At 63.7% G+C, this 19,942-nt stretch carries 19 protein-coding genes and 1 pseudogene; 4 read left to right on the top strand and 16 right to left on the bottom strand.

Annotated elements, in window-relative coordinates; translation table 11 throughout:
- Nucleotides 1-147: 147 nt before the first annotated feature.
- The 15 genes and pseudogenes from AC1DYW_RS11445 to AC1DYW_RS11375 all read right to left on the bottom strand — a co-directional run bounded on the left by AC1DYW_RS11445 (nucleotide 148) and on the right by AC1DYW_RS11375 (nucleotide 14,786).
- Nucleotides 148-1,701: a Do family serine endopeptidase gene (locus AC1DYW_RS11445; RefSeq protein WP_457150981.1), complete on the bottom strand. Its 1,554-nt coding sequence runs from the start codon at nucleotides 1,699-1,701 to the stop codon at nucleotides 148-150.
- 131 nt (nucleotides 1,702-1,832) lie between these two features.
- Nucleotides 1,833-2,300, bottom strand: a complete 468-nt coding sequence (locus AC1DYW_RS11440) for a cytochrome c-type biogenesis protein (protein ID WP_457150982.1) — start codon at nucleotides 2,298-2,300, stop codon at nucleotides 1,833-1,835.
- A complete protein-coding gene (locus tag AC1DYW_RS11435) occupies nucleotides 2,297-4,288 on the bottom strand; it encodes a heme lyase CcmF/NrfE family subunit (protein ID WP_477226208.1) in 1,992 nt (663 codons plus the stop codon). The genes AC1DYW_RS11440 and AC1DYW_RS11435 overlap by 4 nt, the downstream gene beginning before the upstream one ends.
- A gap of 71 nt (nucleotides 4,289-4,359) precedes the next feature.
- Nucleotides 4,360-4,803: a cytochrome c maturation protein CcmE gene (ccmE, locus tag AC1DYW_RS11430; protein ID WP_095089931.1), complete on the bottom strand. Its 444-nt coding sequence runs from the start codon at nucleotides 4,801-4,803 to the stop codon at nucleotides 4,360-4,362.
- Nucleotides 4,804-4,810: 7 nt separating this feature from the next.
- Nucleotides 4,811-5,950, bottom strand: coding sequence for a c-type cytochrome biogenesis protein CcmI (gene ccmI / locus AC1DYW_RS11425; RefSeq protein WP_457150985.1), 1,140 nt, complete (start codon nucleotides 5,948-5,950; stop codon nucleotides 4,811-4,813).
- A 127-nt stretch (nucleotides 5,951-6,077) separates the two neighbouring features.
- Nucleotides 6,078-6,515, bottom strand: a complete 438-nt coding sequence (locus AC1DYW_RS11420) for a hypothetical protein (protein ID WP_457150986.1) — start codon at nucleotides 6,513-6,515, stop codon at nucleotides 6,078-6,080.
- Nucleotides 6,516-6,691: 176 nt separating this feature from the next.
- A complete protein-coding gene (locus AC1DYW_RS11415; RefSeq protein ID WP_477226207.1) occupies nucleotides 6,692-8,125 on the bottom strand; it encodes an ATP-binding protein in 1,434 nt (477 codons plus the stop codon).
- Complete coding sequence (locus AC1DYW_RS11410; protein ID WP_023812809.1) at nucleotides 8,109-8,774, bottom strand: response regulator transcription factor; 666 nt, start codon at nucleotides 8,772-8,774, stop codon at nucleotides 8,109-8,111. The genes AC1DYW_RS11415 and AC1DYW_RS11410 overlap by 17 nt, the downstream gene beginning before the upstream one ends.
- Before the next feature lie 90 nt (nucleotides 8,775-8,864).
- Complete coding sequence (locus AC1DYW_RS11405; protein ID WP_457150988.1) at nucleotides 8,865-9,164, bottom strand: hypothetical protein; 300 nt, start codon at nucleotides 9,162-9,164, stop codon at nucleotides 8,865-8,867.
- A 168-nt stretch (nucleotides 9,165-9,332) separates the two neighbouring features.
- Nucleotides 9,333-9,740 carry a DUF3168 domain-containing protein gene (locus AC1DYW_RS11400; protein WP_477226206.1) on the bottom strand — a complete coding sequence of 136 codons (408 nt, stop codon included), beginning with the start codon at nucleotides 9,738-9,740 and terminating at the stop codon, nucleotides 9,333-9,335.
- Between the two features lie 81 nt (nucleotides 9,741-9,821).
- The gene (locus AC1DYW_RS11395; protein ID WP_477226205.1) at nucleotides 9,822-10,628 is read right to left on the bottom strand and encodes an ABC transporter permease; all 807 of its coding nucleotides are present in this window, start codon (nucleotides 10,626-10,628) and stop codon (nucleotides 9,822-9,824) included.
- Nucleotides 10,628-11,461 (bottom strand): ABC transporter permease, encoded by an 834-nt coding sequence (locus AC1DYW_RS11390; protein WP_095089919.1) that lies wholly within the window; start codon nucleotides 11,459-11,461, stop codon nucleotides 10,628-10,630. Before AC1DYW_RS11390 ends, AC1DYW_RS11395 begins: the two co-directional genes overlap by 1 nt.
- Before the next feature lie 25 nt (nucleotides 11,462-11,486).
- A complete protein-coding gene (locus AC1DYW_RS11385) occupies nucleotides 11,487-12,602 on the bottom strand; it encodes an ABC transporter substrate-binding protein (protein WP_457150990.1) in 1,116 nt (371 codons plus the stop codon).
- A 69-nt stretch (nucleotides 12,603-12,671) separates the two neighbouring features.
- A pseudogene (locus AC1DYW_RS11380) lies at nucleotides 12,672-13,767 on the bottom strand (ABC transporter ATP-binding protein).
- Nucleotides 13,768-13,859: 92 nt separating this feature from the next.
- Nucleotides 13,860-14,786 (bottom strand): LysR substrate-binding domain-containing protein, encoded by a 927-nt coding sequence (locus tag AC1DYW_RS11375; protein ID WP_095089913.1) that lies wholly within the window; start codon nucleotides 14,784-14,786, stop codon nucleotides 13,860-13,862.
- An 84-nt stretch (nucleotides 14,787-14,870) separates the two neighbouring features.
- Here AC1DYW_RS11375 and AC1DYW_RS11370 point away from each other — a divergent pair, with 84 nt between their 5' ends.
- The 4 genes from AC1DYW_RS11370 (at nucleotide 14,871) to AC1DYW_RS11355 (ending at nucleotide 19,303) form a co-directional block, all read left to right on the top strand.
- Nucleotides 14,871-16,475 (top strand): zinc-binding metallopeptidase family protein, encoded by a 1,605-nt coding sequence (locus tag AC1DYW_RS11370; RefSeq protein ID WP_477226204.1) that lies wholly within the window; start codon nucleotides 14,871-14,873, stop codon nucleotides 16,473-16,475.
- A gap of 21 nt (nucleotides 16,476-16,496) precedes the next feature.
- Nucleotides 16,497-17,429 carry a dimethylarginine dimethylaminohydrolase family protein gene (locus AC1DYW_RS11365; RefSeq protein WP_095089911.1) on the top strand — a complete coding sequence of 311 codons (933 nt, stop codon included), beginning with the start codon at nucleotides 16,497-16,499 and terminating at the stop codon, nucleotides 17,427-17,429.
- A 275-nt stretch (nucleotides 17,430-17,704) separates the two neighbouring features.
- Nucleotides 17,705-19,144, top strand: coding sequence for an FAD-binding oxidoreductase (locus tag AC1DYW_RS11360; RefSeq protein ID WP_477226203.1), 1,440 nt, complete (start codon nucleotides 17,705-17,707; stop codon nucleotides 19,142-19,144).
- A gap of 21 nt (nucleotides 19,145-19,165) precedes the next feature.
- A complete protein-coding gene (locus AC1DYW_RS11355) occupies nucleotides 19,166-19,303 on the top strand; it encodes a hypothetical protein (protein WP_477226202.1) in 138 nt (45 codons plus the stop codon).
- A gap of 62 nt (nucleotides 19,304-19,365) precedes the next feature.
- Here AC1DYW_RS11355 and AC1DYW_RS11350 read toward each other — a convergent pair whose 3' ends face one another.
- On the bottom strand, nucleotides 19,366-19,821 hold the full coding sequence (locus AC1DYW_RS11350) for a hypothetical protein (RefSeq protein ID WP_477226201.1): 456 nt from the start codon (nucleotides 19,819-19,821) through the stop codon (nucleotides 19,366-19,368).
- Nucleotides 19,822-19,942: the final 121 nt, after the last annotated feature.

Genomic DNA, 19,942 nt, shown 5'->3' with positions numbered 1-19,942 from the left:
AGCGCGATGACTGACTAACGCGCGCTCCACCATGCTTTCCCGTACGGCGGCTCGGGGGTGTTGAAACCGCCGCACTGGAAAAGTCGAACCTGCCGCCGGAGCGCCCTCATCCGCAGGGAGAAGACAAGGACGCTCCGGCGACGTGCCTCAGCCCTTGGCGACGGGCAGCGCGACGAAACGATTGTTGTCGTCGCGGGTGATCTGCATCAGCACAGCCTTGCGGCCGGACTTGACCGCCTCGGTCATCGCCTTGGTGACGTCGTCGGTGGCATTCACTTCGGTCGAATTGACCGATGTGATGATGTCGCCCGGCTGGATGCCGCGGTCGGCGGCATCGCTGTCGGGATCGACATCGGTCACCACCAGTCCCTTGCCGTTTTCGGACTTGGTGACGGTCAGGCCGAGATCGGCCAGCGAGTCGGGCTTGGCCGGAGCGGCGGGCTGCTGCTGGTCGGCCGATGCCTGCTTGTCGCTCGAAGGCAGTTTGCCGAGGTCGACCTTGACCGTCTGGCTCTTGCCATCACGCCATACGGTGACGTCGACCGACTTGCCAGGCGAGTAGGCGCCGATCAGCCGGGCCAGTTCCTTCGGCGAAGCGACGTCCTTGCCGTCGACCTGGGTGATCACGTCACCAGCAATGATGCCGGCCTTCTTGCCGGGACCCTCATCCTGGGCGCTGGAAACCAAGGCCCCATTCTGCGACTTCAGGCCCAGCGATTCGGCGATGTCTGAGGTGACCGGCTGAATTTCGACACCGAGCCAACCACGCTGCACGGAACCGCTCTTCATCAGGTCCTGAACGACCTGCTTGGCGGTCGAAGCCGGAATGTCGAAGGCGATGCCGACGCTGCCACCTGACGGCGAGAAGATTGCGGTGTTGATGCCGACGACCTGACCGTTGAGGTTGAAGGTCGGGCCGCCCGAATTGCCGCGATTGACCGAAGCATCGATCTGGATGAAGTCGTCATAGGGGCCAGCGCCGATGTCGCGGCCACGAGCCGAGACGATGCCGGCGGTAACCGTGCCGCCGAGGCCGAACGGGTTGCCGACGGCCACCACCCAGTCACCGACGCGAACCTTGGAGTCGTCCGCGAAGTCGACATAGGTGAACTTGCCGACGCCGTCGACCTTGAGCACGGCGAGATCGGTGCGTGGGTCGGTGCCGATCAGCTTGGCGTCGAGTTCCTTGCCGTCATTCATCACCACGGTGAAGGCCGAGCCTTCCTCGACGACGTGGTTGTTGGTGACCAGATAGCCATCATCGGAGATGAAGAAGCCGGAACCCTGCGCAACCGGTCGCGGCTGGTCGTTGTTGTGGTCGCGGTGGCTGAAGCGGCGATTACCGCCACCCTCGCCGTTCTGATCGCCAAAACCACGGAATTCCTTGAAGAAGCGGCGCAACTGCGGATTGTTGGGCAGGTTGTTCATGCCGTCCGGATCGTCGGACTGATCGGAGCCGTCATCGGCCACCGGGCTGATCTTGGCCTTGACCTTGACGCTGACCACAGCCGGAGAAACGCGCTCGACGACGTCGGCGAAGCCCGGCACCTGCGGCGCCTCGACACGCACGGCATCGGCCAGAACGGGCCCTGTTCCAGTCGTCAGCGCACCGATGCCGATCGCGCCGGCAACGGCGATGGATGCGACGGCGGCCATCAGACGCTTGCGGGTGACGGAATATGAATTGGGGGCAATACTCATGGGGTCTCGTATCCTCTTTCAAATGGACGCCCTTGATCGGCATCCTCGGGAAAGAGAATTAGAGAGGCGCACATTACAGCGCTATTTCCGACGCATGAAATTTTGGTAATGTTTGGTGACGTTCGTGACCGTCAGTCGCGGCGCAAAATGGCGTCCAACGATGCCTGCTCTTCGGCGGACAGGGATTTTGTTGCCAGCGTGCGACGCGACCGCGCGGTCATCACAATGAAAATGCCGCCAACGAGCAGCAGGATGACCGGCGTACCCCACAGCAAGGCATTGCGCAGCTCGAAGCGCGGCTTCAGCAGGACGAACTCGCCGTAGCGCGACACGACATAGTCCATCACCTGCTGATCGGTATCGCCGGCAACGAGGCGCTGGCGCACAAGGATGCGCAGGTCGCGGGCCAGATCGGCGTCAGATTCGTCGATCGACTGGTTCTGGCAGACCATGCAGCGTAGGCCTTCGGATAGCGCCCGCGCCCTCGCCTCGAGCGCCGGATCGGCCAGCATCTCGTCTGGCTTCACCGCCTGTGCCGCGCCGGCGAAAAGCAGCGCCAGCAGCAGCACGATCGAGATCAGCGAAAGCCGTGCGCTCATGGCCGGCCCGCGGACGGCACGGCACTGGCCTGCTTGCGCCGGCGCGACGGTGCGCCGACACGCAGGCGCCTGTCCATCAGCGACATGGCCGCGCCTGCCATCATCACCAGGCCGCCGCCCCAGATCAGCGTCACCAGCGGCTTCCACCACAGGCGCACCACGACGGAGCCGTCTTTGCCCTCGTCGCCGAGCGAGATGTAGAGCTGGGAGAGGCCCATCGTCCTGATGCCCGACTCCGTCGTCGTCATCTGGCGCACCGGATAGAAACGCTTGGCGGAACTGATTTCGCCAATCGCGCTGCCGCTGACACCGATCAGTTCGAAGCGGCCGCGATCCTCGCTGTAGTTCGGACCCTGGGCAGGGTAAAGCCCGACGAAACGCAGCGCGTGGCCGGACAGTTCGACGGTTTCGCCGGCATGCATCGACAGGATTTTTTCCGTGCCAAAGCAAAGCGTGCCGACGATGCCGAGCGTGGTAAGGCCAAGGCCAAGATGCGCAAAGGCAGTGCCGAAGACCGAGCGCGGCAAGCCGAGCAGGCGCCTGACCACGTTCCCGGCAGCAACGTTGCCGAAGCCTGACTTGACCGCGAGATCGGTGAGCGCGCCAAGGATCAGCCAGACGGCGAGGCCGACGCCAAGTGCGGCGAACACAGAGGCGCCGTCGATGAACAGAGCAGTGACCAGCGTCGCCAGAAGGGCGGCGGCAAAGGCCACCATCAGGCGTTGGGCGACGGCGAAGACATCGCCGCGCTTCCAGGCCAGCAGCGGCCCGAACGGAACCATCACCAGCAGCGGCACCATCAGCGGGCCGAAGGTCAGGTTGAAGAACGGCGCGCCGACCGAGATCTTGTCGGCCGAGAAAGCCTCGACGGCGAGCGGATAGAGCGTGCCGACGAGCACGGTCGCGGTCGCCGTGGTCAGGAACAGATTGTTGAGGACGAGCGCACCTTCGCGCGAAATCGGGTGAAACAGGCCGCCGGCCGTCAACCGGGAGGCACGCAGCGCGAACAGCGCCAGCGAACCGCCGATGAACAGCGTCAGGATGCACAGGATGAAGACGCCGCGTGTCGGATCGGTGGCGAAGGCGTGGACGGAGGTCAGCACGCCCGAGCGGACCAGGAAGGTGCCGAGCAGCGACAGCGAAAAAGTCAGGATGGCGAGCAGCAGCGTCCAGATCTTAAGTGCCGAGCGCTTTTCCATGACGATGGCCGAATGCAGCAGCGCGGTGCCGGCCAACCACGGCATGAAGGAGGCGTTCTCGACCGGGTCCCAGAACCAGAAACCACCCCAGCCGAGCTCGTAGTAGGCCCAGTACGATCCCATGGCGATGCCGCCGGTCAGGAACATCCAGGCGACCAGCGTCCACGGCCGCACCCAGCGCGCCCAGGACGCGTCGATGCGCCCTTCGATGAGGGCGGCGACCGAGAAGGAAAAGCAGATCGAGAAGCCGACATAGCCGAGATAGAGAAACGGCGGGTGAATGGCGAGGCCGAGGTCCTGCAGGATCGGGTTGAGATCGCGGCCTTCGATCGGCGCCGGATTGAGCCGGATGAACGGGTTGGACGTCGCCAGGATGAACAGGAAGAAGGCGGCGCCGATGGCGCCTTGCACGGCAAGCACATTGGCGCGCAGCGTCGCCGGCAGGTTTGATCCGAAGGCGGCGACAAGCGCGCCGAAGAAGGTCAGGATCAGCACCCAGAGCAGCATCGAGCCTTCGTGATTGCCCCAGGTTCCGGTGATCTTGTAGATCAGCGGCTGCAGCGAATGCGAGTTTTCCCACACGCTCGCCACCGAGAAGTCGGAACTCGCATAGGCGCTCGCGAGCGCTACGAAGGACAGCGCCGTCAAGGCAAAGCCTGTCACCGCGACCGGACCGCCGACAGCCATCAGGCGCTGGTTGTTCAGGCGTGCGCCAAACAACGGCACGATGGTCTGCACCAGCGAAAGCGCAAACGCCAGGACCAGCGCGAAATGTCCGGTTTCAACCATGGTTGCGCCCAGACTTTTGTTTTGCCGCAGGTTCTTGCCGCAAAACCGTGGGATCCCTTTGCGGAACCTGCTTACTCACTCTTGCTCTCCTGCCAGACGCCCTTGGCCTTCAGGCCGTCGGCCACCTCCTTGGGCATGTAGCGCTCATCATGCTTGGCCAGCACGCTGTCGGCAACGAAGGTGCCGTCAGGGCCGAAACTGCCCTCGGTGATGACGCCCTGCTCTTCGCGGAAAAGGTCGGGCAGGATGCCGGTGTAGGTGACTTTGACCGATTTGTGCGTGTCGGTGACCGAAAAGGCGACCGTCGCCCCCTGCCCGCGCTGGATCGTGCCTTTTTCGACCAGTCCGCCCAGCCTGATGCGCTGGCCGGGCTGGACACTGGCGGTGGTGAGGTCGGCCGGCATGTAGAAATAGGACGCCTTCTGGCCAAGCGCATAGAAGGTCAGCCCGGTGGCGGCGCCCAGGAAGGCCAGCCCGCCCGCGATCACCGACAATCGTTTCTGCTTGCGCGTCATGTCAGTCCTACTCCGTCGCCGTCAGGCCAAGCGAGGCGGCAAAGGCGGTGAATTTCTTGGCTTCGTCACTGTCGGCTCCGAAGACGGCAATAGCGCGACCCAGCGCGTCACGCGCCTGGTCGGCCTTGCCGAGCACGACATACGAACGAACGAGCCGCATCCATCCTTCCGGGTCACGCGGATTCTGCCGCAGTTTGTCGTCGAGACCGGCGACCATGGTGTTGATCATGGCTTCCCTGTCGGCGGGAGACATGGAGGAAGCGGCGTCGACATCGCCGGCATTGGGGCCGTTGGTGGCGCCGCCGGAGGCGACTTCGGGGCTGCCGGATTTGGCCAGCGCCTGCTCAACCGCGCCGCGCCATGGCGAATCCGGCGGCAGCCTGCCCAGCATCGCCTGCCAGGACGCGACCGCCTCCTTGGCGCGGCCCTCCTGCGCCAGCGCCATGGCCAGGTAGAAGCTGGCTTTCGCATTGGCCGGATCGAGCTTCAGTGCGGCCTCAAAGGCATCCTGGGCATCGGCCGAGACAATGCCGCCTGCCGCATTGGCGATCGCCTCGCCAAGACCGGCCCGGCGGACCGCGCTGTCGCCGTCGAGGCGAATGGCGTTGCGATAGGCCGCCGCAGCATCGGAAAAGCGCTGCATGCGCAGATAGACGGGGGCGAGCACATCCCACCCCCTGCCATCGGATGGATTGGCGGCAAGATGGGCCTCGGCCCGCGCCACCAACTCGTCCACCGAACTGTCGGCCGGATTCTTGGCCAATCGTTCACTGAGCGGTTGCGACGGCAGGTCGGGAGACCCGAGCTGGCTGTAGAGCCCCCAGCTGACCAGCGGGACCGCCAGAACGGCCGCGGTCGCCACCAGCCTCGCCGCGACCGAGGCCTGCCTGACGGATGCCTTGCCGGCCGCTGCCGCATTGTCGAGGCGGAGGATGCGGCGCGCGATCTCGGCGCGCGCTTCAGTCGCTTCGGCCGGCTGGATCAAGCCACGCGCGGCGTCGCGGTCGAGTTCGGACAACTGATCGCGATAGACTTCCAGATCGTGATCGCCGGTCGACGACGCGCCGTTCGAGCTGGCGGCCAGCGGCAGCAGCACCGCCAGGCTCGCACCCAGCGTGAGAATTGCGGCTATGACCCAGAACAGCATGGTTCTTCCAATAAAGGCAGAGCCATGCCCTGCCAACAGATGCATCCTGCGACGCTTTGACGGCAGGCGCGCCGCATGTCCTTGATCGACATCAACCGGCCGGACATCAGCCGGATCCGGTTGATCGTCAGGTCAGCGGCGTCCAGCTACCGTCGGCGTTGCGGCAAGCGGTACCGCGCGCCGTGACGCCGGCTCCGCCGGCAAACACCGTCTGCGTGTACTGGCGGCAGTCCTGCGAACCGACGCGGTAGGGCTGGCCCGGAACCACCTCGCCATAGTGCGAAGCCTGGTCGCCCTTCCACGCCACCTTCTGGCCACTGGTCGTATATTCGAGCGCCTTGTATTCCGCCTCGAGCGCGCTGCGCTTCTCGGTCTCGCTCAGGCCGTTGCCGATCGAGCCGCCGACCAGGCCGCCGTCCATTGCCGAAATGATCGTCGTGGTGACCTTGCCGCTGGACGGAGGTGTCGAGGCCGGCGTCGGCGCAACCGAGGGGCCCTTGCCGCTCAGGGTGGTGCAGCCGGAAACGGCCAGCAATGCGGAAACAAGCGCGACGCGAATCTTCATGCCAACAACCGGTTTTCTTGAGTTGGAGCCTGTCATGGATGAGCCGGGGGCCGCGTCATCGAAGAAGTCGGCATGGCCATAGTATTGATATTTGTCGGAAATTTGGCCGCTGGGATCAATAGACATGCCGCCATAGTAAATACTGTTCGTCGATCTCGGATTGATTCGGAAAGGCATCATTGAAGGCTCCGCAATCGCACCACCGCCTTCAATCCCCCCATGCCGGACCGTTCGAGAGCCAGAACGCCTCCATACTCGTTGACGAGGTCGGCGACAATGGCCAGCCCCAGACCTGTTCCGGGCTTTGTCTCATCCAGGCGCCGTCCACGCTTCATCGCCTCGCGCGCCTTGTCCTCGGGAATGCCCGAGCCGTCATCCTCGATGCTGATCTCAAACAGGCTGGCCGCCTCGTCCTTGCCGGTCAAAGGCACGACCGATACCAACACCGCGCTCTTAGCCCATTTCATCGCGTTTTCGAGCAGATTGCCCAGCAATTCCTCAAGGTCTTCGCGCTCGCCGGCGAAGACGATGTCGGTCGCCGGCAGCGCCAGCGACAGGTTGGTCTGCGGGTTGAGTTTCTGCAAAACCCGCACCATGCGCTGCACCAATGGCGCCACCGGCGTGCGGTAGACGACGCTGTCGCGCTGCGCCGCGACACGGGCGCGCTGCAGATAGTGATCGACCTGCTTCTGCATGGAAGCGGCCTGTTCGGCAATCAACTGCCCCTTGGCGCCGCCAAGCGCCCGGCCCTCGTTGAGCAGCACCGCCAGCGGCGTCTTCAGCGAGTGGGCGAGATTGCCGACCTGGGTTCGCGACCGCTCGACGATACGCCTGTTGTTTTCGATCAACGCATTGGTTTCGTTGGCAAGCGGTTCGATCTCGGCCGGAAACTGGCCGTCGAGCCTGTGCGCCGTGCCCTCGCGCACCATGGCAAGTGCATTCCTGACCCGGCGCAGCGGCTGCAGGCCGAGCAGGATGGCGATCGCGTTGATCGCGATCATGCCGACACCGAACAGGCTGAGATAAGTTAGCAGGCGGCGCTGGAAGGTTGAGATTTCCTGTTCGAGTTCGCTCTGGTTGCCCATGACGCGGAAGCGCGCGGCGCGGTTCTTGGAGTCGAGAACGAATTCGCTCTCGAACACTTCGAGTTGCTCCCCGTTGATGCCTTCGGTCGCATAGCTGCGCTGGAAACTGGAATTGAAGGGCACATCGGCGACATCGGGCGATGGGATCGTCTTGGTCATCGACGACGAGTGAAGATCTCCGTGCACGCCTTCCGAAGCAGGCTCCACCGACCAGTACCAGCCCGAATTCGGCTCCGAGAACCGCAGGTCACCGAGATCGGGAGCACCGGTGAGCGCACCGTTATCGGAAATGCCGATGGAGCCGATCAGGTTGAACAGATGCGCCGAAAGCAGGCTGTCGAAGCCGCGCTCGCTGGCCTGGCGATAGAGCGTGGTGATCAGGGTGAAGATGATGACAAGGGTCACGATCGCCCACACCGTGGAAAAGGCGATCACACGGAAGGTCAGCGAACGCGGCCACAAACGCAGCGAAAGCGGCGTCCTTGCGGTTTGTTTGAGCGGTTCCGAGTTACGCCTCCGGCTCACGCATGCGGTAGCCCATGCCGCGCACGGTTTCGATCATGTCGATGCCCATCTTCTTGCGCAGTCGCCCGACAAAGACCTCGATGGTGTTGGAATCGCGGTCGAAATCCTGGTCGTAGAGATGTTCGACCAGTTCGGTCCGCGAGACCACCTCGCCCATATGATGCATCAGATAGGCAAGCAGGCGAAACTCGTGCGAGGTCAGTTTCAGCGGCACGCCGTCGACATCGGCCTTCGACGCCTTGGTGTCGAGGCGTAGCGGCCCGCAGGTCAGTTCGGACGAGGCATGGCCGGCGGCGCGCCGGATCAGGGCCCTGAGCCTCGCCAGCACCTCCTCGATGTGGAACGGCTTGGTGACATAGTCGTCGGCGCCGGCGTCGATGCCGGAGACCTTGTCGCTCCAGCGATCGCGCGCCGTCAGGATCAGCACCGGCATCTTGCGGCCGCCGCGACGCCACCGCTCGACCACGCTGATGCCATCCATCTGCGGCAGGCCGATGTCGAGCACGACGGCATCGTAGGGCTCGGTGTCGCCGAGGAAATGCCCCTCCTCGCCATCGAAGGCGCGGTCGACGACATAGCCGGCATCGACCAGCGCGTCCGATATCTGCCGGTTGAGATCCTTGTCATCCTCGACGACGAGTACGCGCATGCGAAAATCGATACCTGTTGATGAGCTGGGGGCAGATATAGGCCGATTCCGGCGGCCTGGGAAACGAAGGCCTGTAAGATGAAAGATTGGTCAGTTCTGCGGCACGACGATTTCGGAGCGGCGCGGACGCTGCCCGTCCTTGCCCGGGACGAGCACGACGATGACGCAGACCGGCTGGCCGCCGCGGGTCGATTGCGAGGCCTTGGCCAGCGTTCCGCCATTCTGCGCGGCCACCTGCTGGCCGATGGCGTAGCAATCGGAAGCCGCCAAAACGATCGGGCCGCCCTGGTCAGGCGTGATGACCGGTGTCGCCATCGCCTGCGACGCAAACAGCCCGGCAGCACAGAGCGCCAGTGTCGCGGTTCGGAAGTGGGAGCGAAGCGTTTTCATGGCTGGCGTTGTAACGCATCGGTGCTGAACGTGAAATGAACAGTGAACGCCACCAAGACCATGCCCGCTACCCCTGAAACGCGAGTCGACCGATCGAATTTCGCCGCCCACCCGACGAAATCCCGGAAGTGTCAGTCTAGACCCCGTTTGGACCATATTGAAAGCGCATCAGTCACTATCCTGCGTTATGGCGCGAAAACGCAGCAAACCATGATGCACGAGCAGGTCCTCGTCATAGCGGGCCTCGGCGAATTCCAGCACGAGGCGTGTCTGTCCACGCGGGCCGATGATCAGCACCGCGTCGGCGAGGCGCGCCTTGATGCTGTCCATGATGGCACGCGTTTCGGCCTCGCCATGGGCTTTCGACCAGACGTGCAGCGTGACCAACTGGTCGGCATCGTTCTGGACCCCGGTATCCCAGTCGAAGGCGCTGGTCTGGCCGCAGGTTACGTGGGGAAAGGCGGCGTTGTCGGCCGCGTGTTCGAGCAGCCCGGCGCCGCCCAGCAGCGCCGACAGCGATGCATCGCTCCTCAATCTCTGGAACAAGGCCTGCTGCAAGTCGCCGGACGCGGTCATCGTTTTCCTTCATCGTAGCGGCTTGCCGATCATGTGCCGGGATCGCCTCCAAGGGTATCCGGATTCTGCCCGGCTTGCCAATCACCGGACGCCGCGCAACCTAACCACGAAACTGCGCAGCGCAAGCACCAGCACCGTGATGATGATCAGAATCACGGAAAGCGCGGCGATCGCCGGATCGATGTTGTCGCGCAGCCCCATCCACATCAGCCTGGGCAGCGTGATGGCGTTGACCGAGGTGATGAACAGCGTGACGCCGATCTCTTCCCAGGACAGCACGAAGGACAAAAGTGCCGCGGTGATGATGCCGAACTTGATGTTGGGCATGATGATGCGGGTGGCTCGCTCCCATACCGACGCGCCAAGGCCGCGCGCGGCGAGGTCGATGCGCCGGTCGAGCTGGCTGAGCGAGACCAGCATCAGCACGGTGGCGAAGGGCACCGTCATCACCGAATGGGCCATGGCAACGCCAAGCCACGTGTCGTAGCCGAAGAGCGAGCTGAAGCCGGAGATCGAGGTGAGCAGGAAGTAGAGCGTGATGGCCGAGACCACCGGCGGCACGACCATGGGCAGCAGCACGAAGCCGACGAGCGCCGCGGTGAAACGCGGCTGGAACATCCACACGCCGAGGCTGAAGCACAGCGCCAGCACGGTGGAAAAGGCGCTGCTGACGATGCCGATGCGGATGCTGAGCAGGATCGAATCGATCCAGCGCGGATCCTCGATCAGCGCCCTGTAGTGGCGCAGCGACAGTTCGCCTGATGGCATGGCCAGCATGCGGCTCGGCGTCAGCGACACCGGGATGACGGCGAGCAAGGGCATCAGCAGGAACAGCGCCACGAAGGCCGCGATGATCAGGGAGACGGGACCGGGGCGATAAGTCGGCATCAGATCAATTGCTTCGGTCTGACATAACGGAACAAGAGCGCCATCAGCGCGCCGACGAACAGCACCAGCACGACGCTGATCGCCGCGCCCAGCCCCCAGTCCGGGCTCTGGAATATCCTCAGATAGATCAGCTCGGCGACCATGACGCTGCGACCGCCGCCGAGGATCGCCGGCGTCACGAAGAAGCCCAGCGAAAACACGAAGACGATGAGGGCCGCGCCGATGATGCCGGAGCGGGTCATGGGCACGAAGACCGACCAGAAGGTGCGCATGCGGCTGGAGCCGAGCCCGCGCGCTGCCAACAGCACGCGGTCGTCGAGGCTGCGCATGGCAGACGCCAGCGGAAAGACGGCGAAAGGAATGAGAAAATGCGTCATGCCAACGATGACGCCGAATTCGTTGCGCACCAGCGCCAGCGGTTCGGAAATGAAGCCGATCGCCTGCAGCCAGGTGTTGATCAGGCCGCGATTGGACAGTAGCGCCACCCAGCCGAAGGCGCGGGTCAGCACCGAGATCCAGAACGGAACGAGAATGCAGAACTCGGCAACCAGGCGCTGAGCCGGGGTTCCGCGCACCCAGACGACGGTGATGGCATAGGCAGCGGCCACCGAGACCACGGTGACGACCGCCGCGATGCGCAGCGTGCGGATGAACACCGACTGCACCAGATCGTCGGTGAGCAGCGCCTCATACTGGCCGAGCCCCGGCGTCGGCAGCGTAAAGCTCCATTTGACGACGCCGAGGAACGGCCAGGCATAGGCCAGGACAAGAAACAGGAGCAGCGGCGCCATCAACAGCGCCGCGCCCATCCTGTCGGAGAGATATGCTCTCATGTCGACCCGATAATCCCTGCCTCGGTCAGGCGGAGATGATCTTGGTGTATTCGTCGAGCGCTGGCCCGTAGTTCTTGGCGTACCAGTCCATATCGAGCGCGATCTGCTTCTTCATGTTCTCGGGGTCGACCGGGTTGATCCGCTTCTTGTCGGCAGGGATCAGCGCGTCGGCGGCCGGGTTTGCTGGGCCCTGGCCGAGCTTGTCGAACATGACCAGCTGCTTTTGCGGGTCCTGGGCGCTGGCGATGAACTTCATGGCCGCTTCCTTGCCGCCGGGATTGCCCTTGAGCACGGCGAGCGCGCCGGGCGAGATCAGCCCCTGGTCCCAGATGAACTTGATCTTGCCGCCGGAATCCTGCTCGATCAGGGAAGCGCGGGTCGACCAGACGATCGCCATCGAGGCCTCGCCATTGAGCAGCACGCTCTGGCTCTCGGCACCGCCGCCCCAATAGGCAACGACGTTCTCCTTGAAGGCGGCGATCTTGTCGTGCGCGCGCTTCAGGTCGAGCGGGTAGAGCGAGGCGGGCGCGATGCCGTCGGCCAGAAGGGCTGCCTCCCAGCTCGACACGCCCCATTTGTAGAGCGAGCGCTTGCCGGGGAATTTTTTCACGTCGAAGAAATCGGCCATGCCGGTCGGGGCGTCCTTGCCGTATTTCTCGGAATCATAGGCGATGACATAGGAGAAGAAATAGGTCGAAGCGGCAAAGTCCCAGCCGAATCCGGGCCGCATCTTCTTCTTGTCGACGATGTTGTAGTCGATCGGCTCGAGCATGCCTTGCGCGCCGAGCGTGATGGCCGAGAACGGGTCGACGTCGACGAGGTCCCAGGTCGGCGCGCCGCTCTTGAACTGCGCGGCGATCGCGCCTTCGGTCGGGCCGGAGCCGTCCATCTTGACGGTTATGCCGGTGTCCTTGGTGAAGGCCTGGCCATAGGCGGCATCATAGGCGGTGATGGCGTCGCCGCCCCAGTTGACCAGCACCAGTTCCTTCGCAGCGGCGAAGGCTCCGGTCGAGCGCAACAGCATCGGCGTGCCGGCCAGCACGATTGCCGCCAGCTGTGCGAATTGCCGGCGCGAAATCTCGCCGCGCCCTGCCCTTGCGGACAGGCTCTCGATGGCTTGTTTCTTGGTGTCATTTGTCATGTCAGTTCCCCTTTTTTGTCGTTGATAGTACCGGAAAGCGGTGGCGCCGATATCTCGCCACACCGTTCGTCATTGTCCTCCATGCGGAAGGAGGAAACCCTTTTCCGCAGGCCAGGTGAGCCAGACGGAGTTGCCCTTGCTCAAGGCGGCGGCAGCTATCTCGTTGGGCACCGAGACCGTGACCTTCGCGCCTTGCCGCGTCGTCAGGTCAAGCCGCGTTGCCGCGCCAAGATAGGTGGAGTTGGTCGCGGTCGCGGCGATGCCGTTCTCGCCCGCCGCCGCCTCGCCTGATATCGACATGTATTCGGGCCGGATCGCCAGGATTGCATCGCCGCGCACCGTCTCAGCCTTGCAGCGCATGGAGACCGCGCGGTCTTCGCAGAGGCCGGTCGAGCCATTGTCGGCCGGGCGCACCCCCCTTCAGCGGCAGCATGTTGATCTCGCCGAGGAACTCGGCGACGAAGCGGTTGTCCGGCCTGTCGTAGACGTCGTCGGGTGCTCCGACCTGCAGCAGTTTGCCATGATTGAAGATGGCGACGCGCGACGACAGCGCCAGCGCCTCGCTCTGGTCGTGGGTGACGAAGACGAAGGTGGTGCCGGTCTCCTGGTGCAGCCGCTTCATCTCGGCCTGCATCTGGCCGCGCAGGCCCTTGTCGAGCGCGGAAAACGGCTCGTCGAGCAACAGCACGCCCGGCTCGAACACCAGCGCGCGGGCGAGCGCGACGCGCTGCTGCTGACCGCCTGAAAGTTGCGCCGGTAGCTTCTTCTCGTGGCCCTTGAGGCCCACGCGCTCGATCATCTCGCCGACTCGGCGCTTGATGTCGGCCGCCGATTTCTTGCGCACCTTGAGTGGGAAGGCGATGTTGGCTTCCACGCTCATATGCGGGAACAGCGCATAGCCCTGGAACACCATGCCGGCCGCGCGCTGTTCGGCCGGTCGGTCGGTGATGTCGACGCCGTCGCTGAACAGCCGGCCCTCGGTCGGTTGCACGAAGCCGGCCAGGATCATCAGGAAGGTGGTCTTGCCCGAACCAGACGGCCCGAGCAGGGTAAGGAACTCGCCACGGCCAATATCGAGCGTCAGATTGTCCAGCGCACGGAACGAGCCAAAGCTCTTGCCGATTCCGATTGCCTTGATCTCTGCGGCCCGGCCGGGTTGCTGCATCCTGCCTGTTTCCTCAATTCCAAAAAGAAATCGTAGGGCAGCGTGCGGCCTCACCGCAACCAAATAGTTTTCGCCGGATCGGCAAATTCCATTCATCTGTCCAATCGGTGGCGCCCGTGGTCGGCCATGACCTTGGCAATGCTCTCCGCGAGTTTCGATCGCAGCCATCCGGCAAACGCGTCAAGCACCGGATGCGTCGCCTTGGCGTGTTCTGAGACGAGGAAGTAGGAGCGCGGCGATTTGATCGCGATGTCGAAGGGACGCACGAGCCTGCCTTCGGCCAGGGCCTTGCCGCTGGTCAGTTCGTCGCCCATGGCCATTCCCTGGCCGGCGATCGCGGCCGAGAAGACGAGATTCATGTCGGAAAAGAAGATACCGCCTTCCGGGTCGGGGTTCTCGACCTTGGATAGAGCCAGCCAGCGCGCCCAATCCTCGGTGTCGCCGAGATGCAGGAGAGTGGCGCGCAGCACATCGGCGGGCTTGGAGAATCCGCCGACCTTGTTGAGGAGCATCGGACTGCAGAGCGGCGTAAAGGAAATCTCGCACAACAGTTCGGCGGCCCGGTTCGGCCAATTGCCAACGCCAAAGGCGATGAAGGCGTCGGCGTCGGCATTGCTGACGTCATCCAGCCGACGCGGCGTCAGGATGCGCAGCGCGACATCGGGGTACATCTGCCTGAACTCGCCGATATGGGTGCACAGGAACAGCGAGGCGAAGCCCGGCGTGCAGCTGATGCTGAACGAGCCGCCGACGCCTGTGCCGGCATGGCGCGTCACCGCATCGCCCAGCACGGTCAACGCTTTGCGCACGTCGCTGGCATAGCGCTGGCCACGCGGCGTCAGCGCCACGCCCTTGCCGATGCGTTCGAGCAGGTCGAAGCCAAGGTCGCGTTCAAGCAGGCGAAGCTGATGGCTGACCGCGCTGCGGGTCAGATGCAACTCGTCGGCGGCGCGCCAGACGCTGCCATGACGAGCGAAGCTGTCGAGCGCACGCAGCGCCTGGGTGGATGGTATGCGCAAGAGACCTCAGGTGAACCGAATTTGCATGAGCCGGGAAAACATATCACTTTCTAGCGAACCGCTTCACTGCTTTCTTCTCGTCTCATGGAGGAACCCGTGGCCACCTCGGCGCAAACAACCGCCCTTGCCTGTCTCGACGACATCCAGCCGTTGCTGTCGGCGTGGACGCGGACCATTTTCGACTTCGGCGAGACCGCATGGCGCGAGTATCAATCTGCCGCCTGGTACGTGGAGCGGCTGAGGCGCGAAGGCTTTTCCGTCGAAGAGGGTTCCGGCGGCATGCCCACCGCCTTCTGTGCCCATTGGACCAACGGTCCCGGCCCGACCATCGGCATGTACGCCGAATACGACGCGGTGCCGGGCAATTGCCAGGATGCCGCCACGGTCAAGCGTCCGCGCCCAGGCCTCTCCGAACATGCCGGGGGTCATACCGATCCGCATTCCGGGCTGGGCATTTCGGGCCTTGGCGGGCTGCTGGCGACCAAGGCGGCGATGCAGCGCCACGGCATACCAGGCACGCTGCGCTTCACCGGCGAGCCGGCGGAAAAGGTGCGCGGGTCAAAGCCGATCCATGCCGCCAAAGGCTATTATGACGGCCTTGCCGGCATGATCTCCTTCCATCCGTTCTACATGCTGCCGCTCTGCAACACGGCGCGCTGGGACACGCATTGCGGTGCGGCCTACGCCATGATCTATCGCTTCATCTGCGACCAACCGGAGCGCTGGGCGAGCGCGGCGGGCGGCGCGGCGCCCATTCCGCAGGCGCATTCGGCGGTGCGCGCGCCCGGCGCCAACGACGCGCTCATGATGATGTATATGGCGTCCAAGGCGCTGCGCGATTCCATGCTGCCGCACCAGGGCGGCTGGTCGATCAGCGAGGCGATCCTCACCGCCGGCCAGGCGACCGCCGACAACCTGCCGGCCGAGCTGGCCGAGATCCAATATATGATCCGCGTGCCGACGCTGGCGATGGCCGAACAGGTCACCGCCGTGCTCGACCGCAATGCCGAGGCCGCTGCCGCCGTGAGCGGCTGTCGCCACGAGCGGCATTGGGTGTCGAAGTCGCGGCCCGGGCTGGCCAATCACGCCATGGCCGAAATCGCCTATGAATCGCTGTCGACCGTCGGGCCGCCGCGCTGGGACGAGGACGCCAAGGCAATCGCGCGCGACATGCAGGTCAATGCCGGGCGCATGGCGAGCGACGAGCCGTTCATCGAAGAACTTGAACGCCTGATCGAGCCGCAGGCGGCGGAAGCGATCCTGCGCCGCGATCTGCCGCCCTCGCAGGTGAATTCGACCTCCGACGATTACACCGACATGAGCTGGCATGCGCCGACGGCGCGCTTCTATGTCGCCCGCCCGGCGCTGCGCTCGGAAACCGGCTACCCCTATCCGTCATGGGTGATGAACGCTCTGGGCGGCATTCCCGCCACCATCGACCCGATGGTCACCTGCGCATCGAAGACCATCGCGCTCGCCGCCCTTCGGCTGCTGGAAGACCAGGCCGCCCGCGATTCGGCGATGAATGAATTCGTCGCCCGCACCGGCGGAGGAATCGGAGGCTCGAACTGGATCGCGCCGCTCTGCGACTACGAACCGCCGATTGGATTTCGGTGGCCGGAGTATGTCACCACCCTGCGCGGACGAGACTGGTGGATACCGGGCAGCCAGCCCAAGTCAAACGCATAATCAAAGCACGAGGAGAACCCCATGACCGTTCATGACCGCATCGTCGCCGAGCCGTTTTCGCTGCAGCGCCGCAACCCGGCCGGCGGCACCAAGCCTCTGACCGCCTGGGGCTTTGCCAACGAGACCGATGTCTTGACCGACGTGCTGCTTGGTTCGCCCAATTTCCTGCGCCACCTGTCGACCAGCTCGCTGTCGCGCAAGCATCTGCGCGAGGCGCCTTGCAACGTCCAGATCGCGCAGGCGCAGCACAAGGACCTCGTCGCCGCCTATGAGCATTTCGGCGTCAACATCCACTGGCACGAGCCGACGCCGGAACTGCCGATGCAGGTCTATTCCCGCGATTCCAGTGTTATGACGCCTTACGGCGCCTTCATCACCGCAATGGCCAACTGGTGGCGGCGCGGCGAGAACTACGCGGCGATCCGCACCTACGAAAAACTCGGCATCCCAATCTACGACATGGTCACAGCGGGCACGTTCGAGGGTGGCGACTTCAACGTCATCGAAGAGGGCGTCGTATTGATCGGCTGCGGCGGCGCCCGCACGCAGGAAGAAGGCGCGCGGCAGGTGCAGGCCTGGTTCGACAAGGAAGGCTGGGAAACCCGCATCGCGTTCATCGACGAGTACTATGTCCATATCGACCTGATGGTGGTGCCGATCGCCGAGAAACTGACGGCCGTCTGCCTGGCCTGCACCGAACCCGGCATCGTCGACTGGCTGAAGGGCAAGGGCCACGAGATTATCGACGTGCCGTTCCAGGATACGATGGCGCTCGGTTGCAACTTCATGTCGCTGGGCAAGGACCGGGTGATCGCGCCGACCTCCAGCCAGGCGCTGATCGGCCAGCTCAAGGCACGCGGTTTCGAGGTCGCGGCGGTCGACATGAGCGAGATCTCGAAGACCGGCGGCGGCATCCACTGCATGGCGCAAGCGCTGAAGCGCGAACCGGCCTGAGGAGTGGAATAGCGCTGCGCTGCTTCGTTCACATTCGCATCTGCATGATCGGCATCCTGCCGGCCGGGGGTGCACGGTTGGGCGTGAAAACCGGCTGAGATCGCCGGCTGGCAGAAGCATGTGCCCAAGCCAACGCAATCACTACATCGGTTGCGGACGCCCACTAGGGCGCCGCAACGCTGGCCAATGCGAAACTTGCACGATATCTAATATAAGCGCACAGTTAAGATGTTTTTTGGGGAGGGGGACGGCTCATCTCAAATCGGGAGGAAACCATGAACACCATGAGCCTCACCACGCTTGAACGCGGCAAAACGACAATCGACGCCGCTGCCTTGGAAGCATTTTCGGCACAATTGCGCGGCACAGTGCTGAGCGAAGGCGATGCCGCTTACGACGAAGCACGGACTGTCTGGAATGCCACGGTCGACCGACGGCCTGGGCTGATCGTGTGCTGCGTGGGCGCTTCCGACGTCATCAGTGCCGTGAATTTCGCCAGGGAGAACAGACTTCTCGTCTCCGTGCGCGGCGGCGGCCACAACATTGCCGGAAGTGCGGTCTGCGATGGTGGCCTGGTGATTGATCTGTCGTTGATGAAGTCGGTGCGGGTCGATGTCGCTGCGCGGCGGGCATGGGTCGGGCCTGGCGCGACGCTTGCCGATGTCGACAAGGAAACGCAGGCCTTCGGCCTGGCGGTGCCGACCGGCATCAACTCGACCACCGGCATATCCGGCCTGACACTGGGTGGCGGCTTCGGCTGGATCACCCGCAAATTCGGCCTGACCATCGACAATCTTGCCTCCGCGGATGTGGTCACCGCCGACGGCAAACTGCTCCGGGCCAGCCAGACCGAAAATCCGGACTTGTTCTGGGCGCTGCGAGGCGGCGGCGGCAATTTCGGCGTCGTCACGGCATTCGAGTTCCAGCTCCATGAGCTTGGACCGCAGGTGCTGGCGGGGCTTGTCGTCCATCCCTTCGCCGATGCCGAAAAGGTGCTGCAGGAGTATCGCAAGGCACTCGAAACCGCTCCTGACGAGTTGACGTGCTGGGTGGTCATGCGGCAGGCGCCGCCGCTGCCCTTCCTGCCGGCCGAATGGCATGGCAAGGAGGTGCTGGTTCTGGCCATGTGCTATTGCGGCGACATCGCCGCAGGCGAAAAGGCGACGCATAAGCTTCGAGCCATCGGCACGCCGATTGCCGATGTCGTCGGCCCCAGCCCGTTCACCGGCTGGCAGCAAGCATTCGACCCGCTACTTGCGCCCGGCGCCCGCAACTACTGGAAGAGCCATGACTTCACCGAGTTTTCCGAGGAGGCGGCTGCGGTCGTCACGGGGGCAATAGCCAAGCTGCCGGGACCCGAATGCGAGATATTTGTCGGCCACGTCGGCGGCGCGGCAGGTCGCGTCAAGGCGGATGCTACGGCGTTTCCACAGCGCAGTTCGCATTTCGTCATGAACGTTCACGCCCGCTGGCGCGAACCGGCGATGGACAAGGCCTGCACCGACTGGGCTCGTGCGATCTACGAGGCGGCCAAGCCTTATGCGGCCGGCACCGTCTATGTGAACTTCATGCCGGAGGACGAGGTTGACCGGGTCGAAGCGGCCTATGGTGGCAACCATCGGCGGCTTCTGGAAATCAAGCAACGCTACGACCCACTGAACCTGTTCCGCATGAACCAGAATTTGCGCCCGAAAGAGAACCTGCGGGCCGCTTGAAGCGTTCTATCGCTGATCGCTTTGACGTCGAGCCAGACGCTGACCTGCCAGTTCGAGGCACACCGTTTCGAACTGGCGATCGTCGACGTGAGCGAGATCTCAAAGACCGGCGGCGGCATCCACTGCATGGCGCAGGCGCTGAAGCACGAGCCGACCTGAGGCGGCAGCGGTTGGCTGGGCGCCAACTATCCCGCGTTGACTGACAAAATCGGCGCGCGGCTTTACGCTGCGCCCGTCATCTCAGCGTATCGTCTGAGCCCCATCCCGGCAAAAAAGGTGACCATCAGGATGGTGAAGGCGATGAGCAGGCCGACGCGGAAGAACTTCGCTAGCGGCGAGATCTTGACGTTTGCAAGCTGCTTGAACGGAACGCCCCTCGGTTTCGTCGCCGCCAGGCCAAGCCAGAAAATGCAGGTGATGACAAAGAGCACACCAATATAAGAATCCATCCAGTCCGGCACTCTCATAAACCCGAAATTGAACGCGAATGCTCGGCTCACGGACAGGAACAGCAAGGAGGATATGGAGCAGATAAAAAACAGGCGTTTCATGCTACTTTCTTTCGCTGCAATTTTTAGCTCACCAAACATATAATTTGCCCTGATTGAAGGAACGTTATGGCTGCTTGCCTGCAATAATTTACCTTTCTCTGGGCGCGCGACAGAGTTGCCTTTCACGCTGCCCCTGCCCTTGCGCCAACAAACCTTGCAGCTGTGTCCTCGCCGCTCTTGTGAGTGTCCACAAAATGGATGAATAGTCGGGACAGGGCGCCGCCCTGAAATTGCCGGTTTGCGGTTT

The sequence above is a fragment of the Mesorhizobium sp. P2_D5 genome (assembly GCF_056404355.1).
The sequence above is the reverse complement of the archived record's forward strand: the minus strand, read 5'-3'. Positions and strand labels throughout refer to the sequence as shown.

What these genes read in the sequence shown, in the direction of transcription:
- AC1DYW_RS11445 (WP_457150981.1), bottom strand. Translation starts at nt 1,701, where the DNA reads ATGAGTATTGCCCCCAATTCATATTCCGTCACCCGCAAGCGTCTGATG.
- AC1DYW_RS11440 (WP_457150982.1), bottom strand. Translation starts at nt 2,300, where the DNA reads ATGAGCGCACGGCTTTCGCTGATCTCGATCGTGCTGCTGCTGGCGCTG.
- AC1DYW_RS11435 (WP_477226208.1), bottom strand. Translation starts at nt 4,288, where the DNA reads ATGGTTGAAACCGGACATTTCGCGCTGGTCCTGGCGTTTGCGCTTTCG.
- ccmE (WP_095089931.1), bottom strand. Translation starts at nt 4,803, where the DNA reads ATGACGCGCAAGCAGAAACGATTGTCGGTGATCGCGGGCGGGCTGGCC.
- ccmI (WP_457150985.1), bottom strand. Translation starts at nt 5,950, where the DNA reads ATGCTGTTCTGGGTCATAGCCGCAATTCTCACGCTGGGTGCGAGCCTG.
- AC1DYW_RS11420 (WP_457150986.1), bottom strand. Translation starts at nt 6,515, where the DNA reads ATGAAGATTCGCGTCGCGCTTGTTTCCGCATTGCTGGCCGTTTCCGGC.
- AC1DYW_RS11410 (WP_023812809.1), bottom strand. Translation starts at nt 8,774, where the DNA reads ATGCGCGTACTCGTCGTCGAGGATGACAAGGATCTCAACCGGCAGATA.
- AC1DYW_RS11405 (WP_457150988.1), bottom strand. Translation starts at nt 9,164, where the DNA reads ATGAAAACGCTTCGCTCCCACTTCCGAACCGCGACACTGGCGCTCTGT.
- AC1DYW_RS11400 (WP_477226206.1), bottom strand. Translation starts at nt 9,740, where the DNA reads ATGACCGCGTCCGGCGACTTGCAGCAGGCCTTGTTCCAGAGATTGAGG.
- AC1DYW_RS11395 (WP_477226205.1), bottom strand. Translation starts at nt 10,628, where the DNA reads ATGCCGACTTATCGCCCCGGTCCCGTCTCCCTGATCATCGCGGCCTTC.
- AC1DYW_RS11390 (WP_095089919.1), bottom strand. Translation starts at nt 11,461, where the DNA reads ATGAGAGCATATCTCTCCGACAGGATGGGCGCGGCGCTGTTGATGGCG.
- AC1DYW_RS11385 (WP_457150990.1), bottom strand. Translation starts at nt 12,602, where the DNA reads ATGACAAATGACACCAAGAAACAAGCCATCGAGAGCCTGTCCGCAAGG.
- AC1DYW_RS11370 (WP_477226204.1), top strand. Translation starts at nt 14,871, where the DNA reads ATGGAGGAACCCGTGGCCACCTCGGCGCAAACAACCGCCCTTGCCTGT.
- AC1DYW_RS11365 (WP_095089911.1), top strand. Translation starts at nt 16,497, where the DNA reads ATGACCGTTCATGACCGCATCGTCGCCGAGCCGTTTTCGCTGCAGCGC.
- AC1DYW_RS11360 (WP_477226203.1), top strand. Translation starts at nt 17,705, where the DNA reads ATGAACACCATGAGCCTCACCACGCTTGAACGCGGCAAAACGACAATC.